The sequence below is a fragment of the Pseudomonas sp. NPDC086251 genome (assembly GCF_044746405.1).
In the GTDB taxonomy this organism is placed as follows: Bacteria; Pseudomonadota; Gammaproteobacteria; order Pseudomonadales; family Pseudomonadaceae; genus Aquipseudomonas.
In genome coordinates, this window is the sequence record NZ_JBIVBY010000008.1 from 45368 (window position 1) to 58327 (window position 12960).

15 protein-coding genes are annotated in these 12960 nt (G+C 59.7%); 2 read left to right on the forward strand and 13 right to left on the reverse strand.

Annotated elements, in window-relative coordinates; all coding sequences use genetic code 11:
• Positions 1-8: 8 nt before the first annotated feature.
• On the reverse strand, positions 9-764 hold the full coding sequence (cysZ, locus tag ACIPL2_RS11715; RefSeq protein WP_401356241.1) for a sulfate transporter CysZ: 756 nt from the start codon (positions 762-764) through the stop codon (positions 9-11).
• A 315-nt stretch (positions 765-1079) separates the two neighbouring features.
• Here cysZ and trxB point away from each other — a divergent pair, with 315 nt between their 5' ends.
• A complete protein-coding gene (gene trxB / locus ACIPL2_RS11720) occupies positions 1080-2042 on the forward strand; it encodes a thioredoxin-disulfide reductase (protein WP_401356244.1) in 963 nt (320 codons plus the stop codon).
• A gap of 177 nt (positions 2043-2219) precedes the next feature.
• Here the strand turns inward: trxB and ACIPL2_RS11725 are convergent, their stop codons facing one another.
• The 11 genes from ACIPL2_RS11725 to ACIPL2_RS11775 form a co-directional block, all read right to left on the reverse strand.
• Positions 2220-3503 (reverse strand): NAD(P)/FAD-dependent oxidoreductase, encoded by a 1284-nt coding sequence (locus tag ACIPL2_RS11725; RefSeq protein ID WP_401356246.1) that lies wholly within the window; start codon positions 3501-3503, stop codon positions 2220-2222.
• 158 nt (positions 3504-3661) lie between these two features.
• Positions 3662-4489 (reverse strand): transporter substrate-binding domain-containing protein, encoded by an 828-nt coding sequence (locus tag ACIPL2_RS11730; protein ID WP_401356248.1) that lies wholly within the window; start codon positions 4487-4489, stop codon positions 3662-3664.
• Positions 4490-4534: 45 nt separating this feature from the next.
• Positions 4535-5326 (reverse strand): amino acid ABC transporter ATP-binding protein, encoded by a 792-nt coding sequence (locus tag ACIPL2_RS11735; RefSeq protein WP_401356251.1) that lies wholly within the window; start codon positions 5324-5326, stop codon positions 4535-4537.
• A 6-nt stretch (positions 5327-5332) separates the two neighbouring features.
• The gene (locus ACIPL2_RS11740) at positions 5333-6307 is read right to left on the reverse strand and encodes an amino acid ABC transporter permease (RefSeq protein WP_401356254.1); all 975 of its coding nucleotides are present in this window, start codon (positions 6305-6307) and stop codon (positions 5333-5335) included.
• A 289-nt stretch (positions 6308-6596) separates the two neighbouring features.
• Entirely contained in the window at positions 6597-7847 is a 1251-nt protein-coding gene (locus ACIPL2_RS11745) for an aspartate aminotransferase family protein (RefSeq protein ID WP_401356256.1), read from the reverse strand.
• A gap of 221 nt (positions 7848-8068) precedes the next feature.
• A complete protein-coding gene (locus tag ACIPL2_RS11750; protein ID WP_401356258.1) occupies positions 8069-8407 on the reverse strand; it encodes a HopJ type III effector protein in 339 nt (112 codons plus the stop codon).
• Positions 8400-8696 carry a DUF1244 domain-containing protein gene (locus ACIPL2_RS11755; RefSeq protein WP_401356260.1) on the reverse strand — a complete coding sequence of 99 codons (297 nt, stop codon included), beginning with the start codon at positions 8694-8696 and terminating at the stop codon, positions 8400-8402. The genes ACIPL2_RS11750 and ACIPL2_RS11755 overlap by 8 nt, the downstream gene beginning before the upstream one ends.
• 68 nt (positions 8697-8764) lie before the next feature.
• Entirely contained in the window at positions 8765-9136 is a 372-nt protein-coding gene (folX, locus tag ACIPL2_RS11760; protein ID WP_401356262.1) for a dihydroneopterin triphosphate 2'-epimerase, read from the reverse strand.
• Positions 9137-9138: 2 nt separating this feature from the next.
• Complete coding sequence (folE, locus tag ACIPL2_RS11765) at positions 9139-9714, reverse strand: GTP cyclohydrolase I FolE (protein WP_401356265.1); 576 nt, start codon at positions 9712-9714, stop codon at positions 9139-9141.
• Positions 9715-9735: 21 nt separating this feature from the next.
• Positions 9736-10446 (reverse strand): dihydromonapterin reductase, encoded by a 711-nt coding sequence (gene folM / locus ACIPL2_RS11770; protein WP_401356269.1) that lies wholly within the window; start codon positions 10444-10446, stop codon positions 9736-9738.
• A 115-nt stretch (positions 10447-10561) separates the two neighbouring features.
• Positions 10562-11167 (reverse strand): antibiotic biosynthesis monooxygenase, encoded by a 606-nt coding sequence (locus ACIPL2_RS11775; RefSeq protein ID WP_401356272.1) that lies wholly within the window; start codon positions 11165-11167, stop codon positions 10562-10564.
• Positions 11168-11379: 212 nt separating this feature from the next.
• On the opposite strand from ACIPL2_RS11775, the gene ACIPL2_RS11780 reads away from it, so the two are divergent.
• Positions 11380-12339, forward strand: a complete 960-nt coding sequence (locus tag ACIPL2_RS11780) for a MerR family transcriptional regulator (RefSeq protein ID WP_401356274.1) — start codon at positions 11380-11382, stop codon at positions 12337-12339.
• Between the two features lie 3 nt (positions 12340-12342).
• Here the strand turns inward: ACIPL2_RS11780 and ACIPL2_RS11785 are convergent, their stop codons facing one another.
• Positions 12343-12948, reverse strand: coding sequence for a hypothetical protein (locus tag ACIPL2_RS11785; RefSeq protein ID WP_401356277.1), 606 nt, complete (start codon positions 12946-12948; stop codon positions 12343-12345).
• Positions 12949-12960 lie beyond the last annotated feature (12 nt).

Below are 12960 nucleotides of genomic sequence, written 5' to 3' on the forward strand. Positions count from 1 at the left end.
TGACCGGATCAGCGTTGCGCCACCACCAGGTTTTCGGCCCCGCGCTCACGCACCCAGAACAAGGTCGCCCCGGCCACGGCGGCCGGCATCATCAGGATGTTGACCACCGGAATCAGCAGCACCAGGTAGACGATCCCGCCGAAGCTCATGCTCTGCCAGCGTTTTTCGCGCAGCCAGGCGAGCATTTCGTTCCAGCCCAGTTTGTGGTTGTCCGCCGGGTAGTCGATGTACTGGATCGCCATCATCCACACCCCGAACAGCAGCCACAGCGGCGCGGCAATGATGTTCACCACCGGGATGAACGAGAGGATCAGCAGCCCGAGCGCTCGCGGCAGGAAGTAGCCGAGTTTGCGCATCTCCCGGGCGAACGTGCGCGGGATCATGGCAATCAGTTCGCCCCAGCTGAAGGACGGGAAATCGTCGGTGCCACGCACCACCACTTCGACTTTCTCCGCGAGGAAGCCGTTGAACGGCGCGGCAATGACGTTGGCGAGCAGGGTGAAGGTGAAAAACACCATCAACACCACCAGCACGACAAAAATCGGCCAGAGGACGTAACTGAGAAAACTCAGCCAGTCGGGCAGGGACGGCATCAGCGTATCGACCCACAGGCTGAATTGATGGCTGGCCAGATAGATCAATCCGACGAACAGCACCAGGTTGATCGCCAGGGGCAACAACACGAACAAACGCAGGCCTGGGCTCAGGACCAGCTTGAGGCCTTCGCGCAGGTATTGCGGGCCGGACAGAACGGGGGCGGGCATAACGTGCTCCGAACAGAGGGAAAACGCGCCGACCTTACCGGCTTTGCCAGAGGGGCGATAGCGCGGTGTGGGTATCGACATTAACTGTAACAAAGGCGTCTATAAATGCATCGCAACGGGATAGAGACCGCCTATGAGCTGGATTGTTAAACCGTATTTCCTTAATCTTCGCCCCCTCGATACGCTGCACCCAATCTTTTTACAGGACTGTCGAGTTCAAGCGCTTCCCCAAGTGCATTCAACGGTCCTTTTTTATTCCCGCCGGCAACCCGGCGTTCCGCCCCAGATGGTTGGGCCGGTCAACAGGAGCAGGTCATGTCTGAAGTCCGTCATTCGCGAGTGATTATTCTCGGTTCCGGCCCTGCCGGTTACAGCGCCGCGGTCTATGCCGCCCGTGCCAACCTCAAGCCACTGCTGATCACCGGCATGCAGGCCGGCGGTCAACTGACCACCACCACCGAAGTCGACAACTGGCCGGGCGACGTCCACGGCCTGACCGGCCCGGCGTTGATGGAGCGCATGAAAGAGCACGCCGAGCGCTTTGAAACCGAGATCGTCTTCGATCACATCAATGCCGTCGACTTCGCTGCCAAGCCATACACCCTGACCGGTGACAGCGCGACCTACACCTGCGACGCCCTGATCATCGCCACCGGCGCCAGCGCGCGTTACCTGGGTCTGCCGTCGGAAGAAGCGTTCATGGGCAAAGGCGTTTCGGCCTGCGCCACCTGCGACGGTTTCTTCTACCGCAACAAGCCAGTGGCTGTGGTCGGTGGCGGCAACACGGCTGTCGAAGAAGCGCTGTACCTGGCCAACATTGCCAGCACCGTGACCCTGATCCACCGTCGCGAAACCTTCCGCGCCGAGAAGATCCTGATCGACAAGCTGAATGCCCGCGTTGCCGAAGGCAAGATCATCCTGAAGCTGAACGCGACCCTGGACGAAGTCCTGGGCGACAACATGGGCGTGACCGGTGCTCGCCTGAAGAACAACGACGGCACCTTCGACGAGCTGACCGTCGACGGCGTGTTCATCGCCATCGGCCACACCCCGAACACTTCGTTGTTCGAAGGCCAGTTGACCTTGAAAGACGGTTATCTGGTGGTGCAGGGCGGCCGCGACGGCAACGCCACAGCGACCAGCCTCGAAGGCATCTTCGCCGCCGGTGACGTGGCTGACCACGTTTATCGTCAGGCCATCACCTCGGCCGGCGCCGGCTGCATGGCGGCACTCGACGCTGAGCGCTACCTCGACGACCTGCAGAACGCTTCGTTCTGATTTCGTTGAAATGAAAAAACCGGCTTCGGCCGGTTTTTTTTGTGCCCAAAAAATACGTTCACCTCACCCCCTGTAGGAGCGAGGCTTGCCCGCGAAGGCGTCGTGTCAGTCGACATCAATGCTGGACTTTAAATCGCCTTCGCGGGCAAGCCTCGCTCCTACAAGGGAGTGTGTTGATCAGCCGCGAAAGCGTTCCTGGACGAAATCCATGAGCTTCAGCGATTGATAGATCGCATTGGCAGCCACCCGCCCGAACGGCCCGCCGTTCCAGTCCAGCAAGTACGGCTTGAACATTTCATAACGGGCACTTTCCCCGCACACCGCTTCGGCGATGACCCTGCCGCCGATCGAGCCGGTATTCAAACCGTGACCACCAAACGAGGTGCAGGCCCAGACGCCGGGTTCCAGCAATCCCAGGTTGGGCATTTTGTTGGTGGAGTAACCCATCAGGCCGGACCAGGCGAGTTCGATTTTGACCGGGGCCAGTTGCGGGTACACCGCAACCATATCCGCCTTGAGCATCGTGGCCAGGGCTTTTTCGTTTTGCTCGTTGCGGGTGGTGATGCGTGCGCCCCACAGCAGCCGATCACCTTCGACCACGCGGTAATAGTCCGAGGCGCGGCGATCGTCGGAGAAGGCGGCGCCAGAGTCGAGGACGTTTTTGATCGAGTCGCCCAGGTGCTCGGTCAACACCACGTAGGTGGCGATGGGCAGGTAGGCGCGGCTGAGTTTTTGCAGCTCCGGCCCGCCGTAACCGCCGGCGCAGAACACCAGGTCCTGGCAACGCACCGTGCCGTGAGCGGTCTCGACGATTTTGTGCGCGCCTTTGCGATGCCAGGCGAGCATTTTTGATTGTTCGAAAATTCGACCGCCAGCCGCTTCGATGGCGAGGGCCAACCCCAGGCAGTAATTCAGTGGGTGAAAGTGCAGGGCGTTCGGGTCCTCGATGCCCTGGAAATAGCGCAGGGTGTGTGCCCGTTCGCGGACCTGGGCAGTGTCGAGGAAGTTGAGTTCATAACCGAAGTCGCGGCGCATGGTTTCAATGTGCTTTTTCACGCTGGCGCTGTCATCGTACCGCTTGACCCGAATCGTGCCGGCGGATGGATCGCAACCCGCCAGCGCCAGTTCGGCAATGTTGCGACGGACGATCTCCACGCCCTCGACCGACATCTGGAACAGCGCCTTGGCTTGTTCCAGCCCGAGTTTCTTGCGAATCGCTCCCGACCCTTCCGCCCAGCCCGGCGAGACCACGCCGCCATTACGCCCGGACGCGCCCCAGGCCACTTGATGGGCTTCGAGGATGATCACGCGTTTGCCGCGTCGGGTCAGTTCCAGGGCGGCCGTGAGGCCGGCGATACCGGCGCCGATGATGCAGACATCGCAGTTTTTGTCCGCGGCCAGTTGCGGCCTGGCCGGGCGAGGCTGCGAGGTTTGGGAATACCAGGTGCTGGGAAAGGACATGGTCAATCCTTGAGAAATGGCCAATAAATAATGCATACACCCAATACTGTAGGAGCGAGCTTGCTCGCGAAAAACGTAAGGCGACGGCGTGCATTCAGACAGCACTCGTTATCGTTGACGTCCATCGCGAGCGAGCTCGCTCCTACAGGTGGGAGGGGTTACTTGATGGTCGAGTAGTCCACGCCGTACCACTTGTCCGAGAGCTTGGTCAGTGTGCCGTCCTTGTGCATCTGGCCGACGATTTCATTGAGTTTGCTGGTCAGCTCCGGGTCACCCTTGTCGGTGGCAATGGCCAGTGGTTCGTAGAACGCCACGGCATTGTCGACGGCGCGCAACGGGTAGCCTTTCTTGACGGCTGCGTCGAGCGTGCTGCGTTGCGTGAGGATGCCGTCCAGGCGAGTGCCGTCGCCCAGGCGCAGGTCGTCCAGCGGCCCGACGGAACCGGAGTAGGTTTTCATTTTTTTGGTTTTTACGTCGTAGATTACCGGCGGCACATCCGTGGTTTCGATGGCCAGTGCCTGGTTGAGGAAGTCCTCGGATGTGGTGCCGCCTTCGACGCCGATGGTTTTGTCATTCAGCGCTTTGTGGTCGGTGAGCGTGGACTTGTTGTGAACCGCAAACACGTACGGCACGTAGTAATAGGTGGCCGGGAAATCGAGGATTCGCGCGCGACTTTTAGTGGCGGTCATCGAGCCCACGGACATGTCCCAACGCCCGTTCCATTTGCCCGCCGTGATCACGTCCCAATCGGGCGTGATGAACTTGACCGCGACGCCGAGACGCTTGGCGATCTCCTTGGACACGTCGATGTCAAACCCGTCGATTTCATTTTTGTCGTTGATAAAACCCTGGGGTGGCCAGGTCGCCGACGTGGCGACGGTCATGGTTTTGCTGCTCTGGATTTTATCCAGGACGGCACCGGCATTGGCGGTGCCGACGAACACCAGTGAGAGTGCGGCTGCGATTACGTGTTTTTTGCTGACCATGTCCATCTCCACTTATGGTTATTGTTATGAAGGGCAAAACGGTACTCAGTGACCAATGATCTGTGACAGGAATTTCTGTGCGCGTTCGGTTTGCGGGTTGTTGAAAAACTCGGCGGGGGTGGCTTGCTCGATGACCTGGCCCTGGTCCATGAACAGCACGCGGTCGGCGACCTTGCTGGCAAAACCCATTTCGTGGGTCACGCAAATCATGGTCATGCCGTCGGTGGCCAGTTCGCCCATGACGTCCAGCACTTCGTGGACCATTTCCGGGTCGAGGGCCGAAGTCGGTTCGTCGAACAGCATTACTTTGGGGTTCATGCACAGCGCCCGGGCAATCGCCACGCGTTGCTGCTGGCCACCGGACAGTTGCGAGGGATACTTGTGCGCATGCTCGGCAATGCGCACCCGTTCCAGGTAAACCTGGGCACGTTTTTTGGCCTCGGTGCTCGACACGCCCTGCACCAATTGCGGCGCCAGGGTCAGGTTGTCCAACACGCTCAAATGCGGAAACAGGTTGAAGCTCTGGAACACCATGCCGATTTCCCGGCGCACCGCGCTGACACTTTCTGCCTCGCTGGTGAGGGTGATGCCGTTGACCTCAATGTGGCCTTTCTGGAAGTTTTCCAGGTGGTTGATGCAACGAATCATTGTCGACTTGCCCGAGCCCGACGGCCCGCACACCACCAGGATTTCGCCGGTGGCGACGGTCAGATCGACATCGCGCAAGGCGTGAAAATCGCCGTACCACTTGTTCAGGCCGGTGATCGAAATCATGGAAGGACTGGCCTGTGAAACAGGCGCCAGGTCGAGTCGTTCAGCGGTAGTGGTTCGAGTCATCACGCATCAACCCCTTGCGATGGATCGGTTGACCCGTTTTTCGATCCGCGCCTGCACCCGTTCGAGGATGAACGACAGGGCCCAGTAAATCATCGCGGCGGTGATCAGCATTTCCAGGTGGCGGAAGTCCGCGCGACCCTGGGTCTTGGCCAGGTACATCAGTTCCCACACGCCGATGACCGACACCAGCGAACTGTCCTTGAGCATGGCGATGAACTGGTTGCCGGTGGGCGGGATGATCACCCGCAAGGCTTGCGGCATGATCACCCGGCTCAGGGTCTTGAATGGGCTGATGCCCAAGGCGCGTGAGGCTTCCCACTGGCCGACCGGAATGCTCTGGATACCCGCGCGGAAAATCTCGGTCATGTAAGCGCCGTAGCACAGGGACAACGCGAGGATGCCGGCGGGCACCGCGTCGACCACATAACCGAGTTGCGGCAGCCCCAGGTAAATCAGGTAGATCTGAATCAGCAGTGGCACACCGCGAAAGAACGAGGTGTAGAACGAGGCGATGGCGTTGGCCAGGCCGTTGTTCGACAGCTTGGCCACCGCGCCGATCAACGCCAGCACGAAGGCAATCACAATGGCGATGGCGGAGATGTACAGGGTGGTGGCGGTGCCCTGGACAATCAGGAAGCCGATCTTGTCGAGGATGAAACTGTAGGAGAGGTCGAAGGTGTCGAAAAACGCCAGGAACAGGATCAGCAGTTCGATCCAGACCACGGTGGTCTGCACCTTGAACTTCAAGCGTCCGAGGACGTGGAAGTTCAGCGTGCCCAGAAAGGCGATCGCCAGGCCGATGGCGATGTTGCGTGCGGGCAGGCTGTCGGGGGCATCGCCCAGCAATGGCTGCAGGAAATGGCTGAGGGCGCTGTTACCCAGGTTCATCAGGTAGGCGCCGAGAAACAACACCACGGCGACGCCAAGCAGGAATTGAGGATCATTGGACTTTTTCTTATAAATTATATTGTCGTGATACATGAATGCCTCTGGCTTGTAGGTGGTCGTGATCTCGCTAAATAAAAAGAGGGTGTTTGGTAAATTCCGAACGGTCAGGCGAACCGTTTTTTATTTTATGTAGGAGCCAGGCTTGCCGGCGAAGGCGTCCTTGAGATCGCCTTCGCCGGCAAGCCTGGCTCCTACTGTTTCATTTTCCGTTTTCCGTTAATTGATCGGCATGAGTCGGGTCTTTGCTCAGTATTGCGACGCCAAATCGGCGACGACAAGCGAACATAATTCGCTATGTCAGTCCCTGATCGTAGTTTGCTTTTCAGGAAAGCTTCGCCAGGCACGACTCTAAAATATCCAGCCCTTCCTCCAGCACCGCCGCTTCGGTGGTCAACGGTGCCAGGAGCCGAATGATGTGGCGCGACTTGCCGCTGGGCATCAGCAGCAACCCGGCGTCCCGCGCCAGCGCCAGCAGTTGGGTCAGTTGTGCCGATGCCGGCGTGCCGTCGGCATTGCTCAGCTCGATGCCGCGCATCGCACCCACGCCGGTCAAACGGCCCAGATACGGCGACAGCTTGCTGGCGCGCCAGGCTTGGTAACGGCTGACAATCGCTTCTTCCTGTTGCGTGCCCCAGGCTTGCAGATTCGCATCAGTCATTTCATCCAGCGTCGCCAACGCGGCGGCGCAGGCAATGGGATTGCCCGAGTAGGTGCCACCCAATCCGCCCTTGGGCAAGGTGTCGAGCAGCGACTTGCGTCCGACCACCGCACCCAGCGGCACACCGCCGGCAATGCTTTTGGCCAGCAGGATCAAGTCCGGCTCGATACCCAGTCGTGAGAACGCGAAACGCTGGCCGGTGCGGCCGAAGCCGGACTGGATTTCATCGGCGATCAGCAGGATGCCTTTCTGGTCACAGAAGCGCCGCAGTGCCTGGGCGAATTCAATGTCCATCGCCAGGAAGCCAGACTCGCCCTGCACCGGTTCGAAGATAAAACAGGCAACGTCATCGACATCGATTTCGACGCTGAACAGTCGCTCCATGGCCTTCAAGGCTTCGGCGCAGGTCACGTCATTGTCTTTGCTCGGATAGGGCAAGTGGTACACCGGGCCCGGCAGCACGCCGACTTTCTGTTTGTAGGGCGCGACTTTGCCGTTGAGGTTGAGGGTGGCCAGGGTGCGGCCGTGGAAGGCGCCGTCGAAGGCAATCACGGCCGTGCGGCCGGTGCCGCCACGGACGATCTTCAGGGCGTTTTCCGCCGCTTCGGCGCCGCTGTTGGTGAGCATGCCGCTGACCGGATAGTCCACCGGGATAAACGCCGTCAGGCGATCCATCAGTTCGATGTAGGGCACATGCGGGGCGGCGTTGAACGCGTAGTGGGTCAGCCGGGTGGCTTGTTCGCGAATGGCCTCGACGATGCGCGGATGGCAATGGCCGAGGTTGAGCACGCCGATGCCGCCGACAAAATCGATGTAGCGTTTGCCATCGGTGTCCCAGACCTCGGCATTTTTGCCGTGGCTGAGCGTGACGGGGTGAACGATGTTGATCGACTGGCTGATGGTTTCGCTGCTCATGGATACCTGACTCAGAAGAAGGGTTGCTTCTTTTTATCTAAGCCGTGAGCAGCGGTACCCGGCAAACGAAATAAAGTCGCCGGGTCAATCTTAAAAGTCGGGATGTGCCGCTAACCCACTGTAGGAGCGAGCTCGCTCGCGAAAAACACAAGGGCGCCACTGGGCATCTGGTTTAACGCGTTATCGTTGACGACCATCGCGAGCAAGCTCGCTCCTACAGGTTAACGGCGGGTGAGGGGTTGCTGAGTGAACTTCACACCAGCCAATCCATGAGCAATCAACGCGCGGATGTTGCCGTGGTCGCTGCCCTCAGGCGTCGCCACTACCGAGCGGTAATGCTCGCCGAACGCCAGCAGCGCCTCTTCATCGCTCAAGCCTTCCAGCAGGGCCAGACCCAGGGTCTTGCACGAACCTTCGTTCTGCCCGGCGGCGTTTTCCACGCTGCCATTGGTGAAGGCCTGGGGCTGGTAATCGTAACCGGCGGCGATGAACGCCAGGGTGTCGGCAAATACGTGTTCGCCGCTCTGGAGGCTGGCGCGCAGGGTGTTCAAATCACTCATTGGGTTTTCCTTTGGCGAACGCCGCTTGTTGTTCGGCGTTGGCTTCTTGCTGGTATTGGGCTTTCCAATCGGCGTACGGCATGCCGTAAACCACTTCGCGGGCATCGTCGAGGCTGACCTCGATCTGGCGTTCATCCGCCGCCGCCTTGTACCACTTGGACAGGCAGTTACGGCAGAAACCGGAGAGGTTCATCAGGTCGATGTTCTGCACATCCTTGCGGCTGTCCAGGTGCGCGACCAGCCGGCGGAAGGCGGCGGCTTCGAGTTCCAGGCGTTGTTGCTCGGTCATGATGGGCTCTGTGCGTTCAGTTCGTGCGCGGAATGATAAAAGCCTGGCGAACAATGCGCCAGACGCCGTCAGCGGCTCGCGGCCAGGGTGATCGACACCGACTCGGCGAATCGCAGGGCGTGGGGCTTGTCGACTTCGACCTCGGCGTACAACACCGACGCATTGGCCATGACCAGGTCGAGAATTTCCTGGGTCAGGCGTTCGAGCAGGGCGAAGCGATTGCCTTCCACGTGAGCGATGATCGCCTTGGTGATGGTGCGGTAATTCAGCGCGTGATCGATGTCGTTGTCACGCACCGCTTCCTGGGCCGCATACAGGATGGTCAGGTTGATCAACACATCCTGCTTGTTGAGGATTTCATCCTCGTTGATCCCGATAAAGGTCCGCAGGCACAGGTCCTTGACCCGGATGCGTGCCGTTCCTGGTTGAAGTTGTGGCATTGCTACTTGCTCCGTCCGATCAATTGCAGGAACTCCTGGCGGGTGTTGCTCGAGTCGCGGAAGGCGCCGAGCATGACCGAGGTGTTCATGGTCGAATTCTGTTTCTCGACGCCGCGCATCATCATGCACATGTGCTTGGCTTCGATGACCACCGCGACGCCTGCCGCGCCGGTCACTTGCTGCACCGCATCGGCGATCTGCCGGGTGAGGTTTTCCTGGATTTGCAGGCGGCGGGCGAACATGTCCACCAGCCGCGCAATCTTCGACAGGCCCAGCACCTTGCCCGTTGGAATATAAGCCACATGGGCCTTGCCGATGAAGGGCAGCATGTGATGTTCGCAGAGCGAGTACAGCTCGATGTTGTCGACGATGATCATTTCATCGTTGTCGGACGCGAACAGCGCACCGTTGACGATCTCTTCGACACTCTGTTCGTAACCATGACACAGGTACTGCATGGCCTTGGCCGCGCGCAGCGGGGTGTCGAGCAGGCCTTCGCGATCGGGATTTTCACCGAGGCCGATGAGGATTTCGCGATAGCTCTGGGATAGGGCGTTCTGAGGCAGGGATAACGTCATGGAACATCCTCGCGGGGCAGCTTATTTGATGTGCCGTCCGCCGTTGACGGTCAGGGTCGTGCCGGTGACATAAGGGTTGTCGAGCAAATAACGCAGGCTCTGGTAGATCACTTCAGCGCCGGGTTCGATGCCCAGCGCGGACTTGGCCAGCGTCTTGGCGCGGTAGGCCGCGTCATCGTCGGGATTGAACATTAGCAGGGCTGGCGCAATTGCGTTGACCTTGATTGTCGGCGCGTATTTCGCGGCAAAGGACAGGGTCAGGCTGTCGAGCCCGGCTTTGCTGGCGCAGTAGCCGATGTGCTGGCTGCTGCCCTTGCGCGTTACGTCATCGCTGATGTGCACGATGTCGGCGGGGCTGGTGCGTTGCAGCAAGTCCGCACAATGCAGGTTGATCAGGTACGGCGCAAGCATGTGCACGTTGAACATGCGGGTGAACGCCGTGGCGTCGGTGTCCGGGGTTTCGGCCAACCATTCGGAGGCGTTATGGACGATCGCCCGCAGGCTGTCGGTGTGGGTTTTCAATTCGCTGATGAAGGCGAAGATCCCGGCTTCAGTGGAGAAGTCGGCAAACACCGCGATCGCTCCCAGGTCGCGCAGGGTTTGCACGCCGGGGCGCTCGCTGCGGTAGCTGAAGATCAGCGGATGGCCGTCTTCGAGCAAGCGCTGCGCGCAATGCAGGCCGACACGCTGGCCGGCACCGGTGATGAGGATCGGAGCTGCGGAAGAGGTCATGAACGGCTCGCGTCGCGGTGAGAGCAAAACTATACCAGCGACAAGCCACGAGGTGGCTTTTGTAGGAGCGAGGCTTGCCCGCGAACGGAACGACTCGGTCTATTCGTTAACCGCGTCATCGTTCTTCGCGGGCAAGCCTCGCTCCTACAGGGTTAGGGGTTTGGTGGGAGGGCTCGGTGGGCAATCGACGCGTGGGTGTGCTGTTCAGCCAGTTGGCCAGCAGGCGGGTCGACAACGGGATGAAGAAGTAGACCATCAGCGGGGTCAGGCACAGGGTGCTGATGAGCACGCGAGGCAGCAGGGTCATCTCGCCGAGCAATGGCCCGAGCACAACGTTGAGCAGCAGCGAAACCGGGAAGAACGCCAGCCAGATCGCCACGGCCTGCTTCCAGCGTGGTGGACGCTGACCGGCAGTACCGAACCAGCCTTCGATGCCGCTGACGCGATGCTCGGTAGGGTGGGCAAACAGGTCGCTACCGCGCCCGAGCCAGGCTGTGCGCGAGACGGAATGCTCCCAGGCGTGCAGGGTTTGCTCGTCGGCGAAGCGGAAAATAATCTGGAATTCGTCATCGTCGGGCGGCGGGGCGAGCACGCCAGAGCCGAGATAACCGGGAAAATCGGTGGCCAGTTGTTCACCTTCGCGCAGCCAGGCGATCAAGTCCTGATAACGTCCATCGGCGACGCGGCGCGCAACCATCAGCGTGACGGGTGAGGTAGACATTGTGTATCTCCATATGACAAACGCGTCACTCCGGGTAGGAGTTCCGCCAGGCGCAGCGCCGGGGTGGTGGGCTGCGTCTTGGGACTAGCAAGGATTATTCCTGATTCGGCCTGTGGCGTCAGTGACAATCGGTGCCGATCATTGTGTTGAAGGGTGATGGGGCAAGAGGGGTAGAATGGGATCCAATTTATACAAGGACGTACACCGACAAAATGCCTGTCCTGACTGACGCTAAACCAGGTGTGCCAAACGCTGCCACTCTTGAACGGGACGAACTCTTTCCGATTCGTGAGGTGGCGCGCCTGACCGGGGTCAATCCAGTCACGCTACGCGCATGGGAGCGTCGTTATGGTCTGATCGAGCCAACCCGCACCGAAAGCGGGCATCGGCTGTACTCGATGACCGATATCGATCGGGTCCGCAGCATTATCGGCTGGATCGATCGCGGTGTTGCCGTCAGCAAGGTCGGCAAGCTATTGGCCAGGTCCGAACCGCTCAAGGCGCTGGCGCAAATCATTCCCACTGAACGGGTGCAGGCTGACTACGCGCAATGGCAACAGCAAGTTCAGGCGTCAGTGAATGACTTTGACGAGGTTCAATTGGAGCAGGTCTATGGACAGATCTTTTCCAGTTATCCGCTGACGGTGGTGTTCCAGGACATCCTGATGCCGCTCTGGACTCGATTGTTGCAGCGCCAGGAAGCGTTCGGTCAGGCCAGCGAGTGGCTTTTCCTCGATGGTTTTCTGCGTTCGCGGGTGTTGCAGCGTCTGCTGCTGGTGCGTGTGATGCAGCCACGGCGAGTGATTGTCTGCGCCTTGACCGATCAGTGTCGAGAACTCGACGTGCTGGTCACGGCGCTGTTTCTGAGCAGTGTCGATTCGGCGATTCAAGTGTTGGCTATCGGTCAGCCATTCGAGGAATTGACCTTGCTCTGCGAACGGATCAAGCCCAAGGCGCTGGTGCTGGTTTCCAATCACGCGCCGACCACCGAATTGCCACGGCGTTTGAATCGCCTGGCCATGAGTCTCGATTGCCAGTTGATGCTGGCCGGTGATGCGTCCGACCTCGCGCAGGAGAGCCTGTCCGGTTCGTCGATCGGTTGCCTGGGGCGCGAGGGAGTGGTGATGCGTCAGCGTCTGAAACAGTTCCTGGCGGGTAACCTGGACACTTGAGATTCAGAGGTGCATGGCGGGATGAGTCAGGCGATGCTGCTGAAGGATGTATTGGCGCAGGCGCTCGGTTTCGTCCTTGTCGCTCTGGCTCAACTGGTAAGCATAAAAACCCTGTTCGGTTTCTTTCTCGAACGTGCCGCGCAACGCGATCCGCTCATAGCCTGACGGGCTGAACCACAAGGCGAAATGTTTCGGCGGTTTGGTCCTGTTGCGAACTTCCAGCAAAACCCCTTTGAACGACACTTCGTGTACCCACATCGTACCGGGTTGGCCGCTGGCGTTTTCCAGCGCCACCGGCTCTTCGAGCACCAGCCGCCATGGCCGGACCGACGGCCCGTCTTCATAGATGCTGGGGACGCCGAGGCGTAAATGCAGCGCATGAAATTCGTCTTCCACCAAGTGCAGCGGGAAGGTCATTTGCTGGTTTTCGAAGTTGGCCTGGATAGTGACTTGCTCATGCGCGGCAAGGCGCGTGAGCAAATCACGGATCTGCGAACCACCGTTGACGAGCAGGCTCGACGTCGCATCCCGCACATTGAGTTGCGGGTTGTGTTGCATGGTCTGGATAAAATCCAGCTCATCCTGTGTCAGGAGTGCGTCGCGCTGCATGATCTGCTCGAA

What these genes read in the sequence shown, in the direction of transcription:
- cysZ (WP_401356241.1), bottom strand. Translation starts at nt 764, where the DNA reads ATGCCCGCCCCCGTTCTGTCCGGCCCGCAATACCTGCGCGAAGGCCTC.
- trxB (WP_401356244.1), top strand. Translation starts at nt 1,080, where the DNA reads ATGTCTGAAGTCCGTCATTCGCGAGTGATTATTCTCGGTTCCGGCCCT.
- ACIPL2_RS11725 (WP_401356246.1), bottom strand. Translation starts at nt 3,503, where the DNA reads ATGTCCTTTCCCAGCACCTGGTATTCCCAAACCTCGCAGCCTCGCCCG.
- ACIPL2_RS11730 (WP_401356248.1), bottom strand. Translation starts at nt 4,489, where the DNA reads ATGGTCAGCAAAAAACACGTAATCGCAGCCGCACTCTCACTGGTGTTC.
- ACIPL2_RS11735 (WP_401356251.1), bottom strand. Translation starts at nt 5,326, where the DNA reads ATGACTCGAACCACTACCGCTGAACGACTCGACCTGGCGCCTGTTTCA.
- ACIPL2_RS11740 (WP_401356254.1), bottom strand. Translation starts at nt 6,307, where the DNA reads ATGTATCACGACAATATAATTTATAAGAAAAAGTCCAATGATCCTCAA.
- ACIPL2_RS11745 (WP_401356256.1), bottom strand. Translation starts at nt 7,847, where the DNA reads ATGAGCAGCGAAACCATCAGCCAGTCGATCAACATCGTTCACCCCGTC.
- ACIPL2_RS11750 (WP_401356258.1), bottom strand. Translation starts at nt 8,407, where the DNA reads ATGAGTGATTTGAACACCCTGCGCGCCAGCCTCCAGAGCGGCGAACAC.
- ACIPL2_RS11755 (WP_401356260.1), bottom strand. Translation starts at nt 8,696, where the DNA reads ATGACCGAGCAACAACGCCTGGAACTCGAAGCCGCCGCCTTCCGCCGG.
- folX (WP_401356262.1), bottom strand. Translation starts at nt 9,136, where the DNA reads ATGCCACAACTTCAACCAGGAACGGCACGCATCCGGGTCAAGGACCTG.
- folE (WP_401356265.1), bottom strand. Translation starts at nt 9,714, where the DNA reads ATGACGTTATCCCTGCCTCAGAACGCCCTATCCCAGAGCTATCGCGAA.
- folM (WP_401356269.1), bottom strand. Translation starts at nt 10,446, where the DNA reads ATGACCTCTTCCGCAGCTCCGATCCTCATCACCGGTGCCGGCCAGCGT.
- ACIPL2_RS11775 (WP_401356272.1), bottom strand. Translation starts at nt 11,167, where the DNA reads ATGTCTACCTCACCCGTCACGCTGATGGTTGCGCGCCGCGTCGCCGAT.
- ACIPL2_RS11780 (WP_401356274.1), top strand. Translation starts at nt 11,380, where the DNA reads ATGCCTGTCCTGACTGACGCTAAACCAGGTGTGCCAAACGCTGCCACT.
- ACIPL2_RS11785 (WP_401356277.1), bottom strand. Translation starts at nt 12,948, where the DNA reads ATGCAGCGCGACGCACTCCTGACACAGGATGAGCTGGATTTTATCCAG.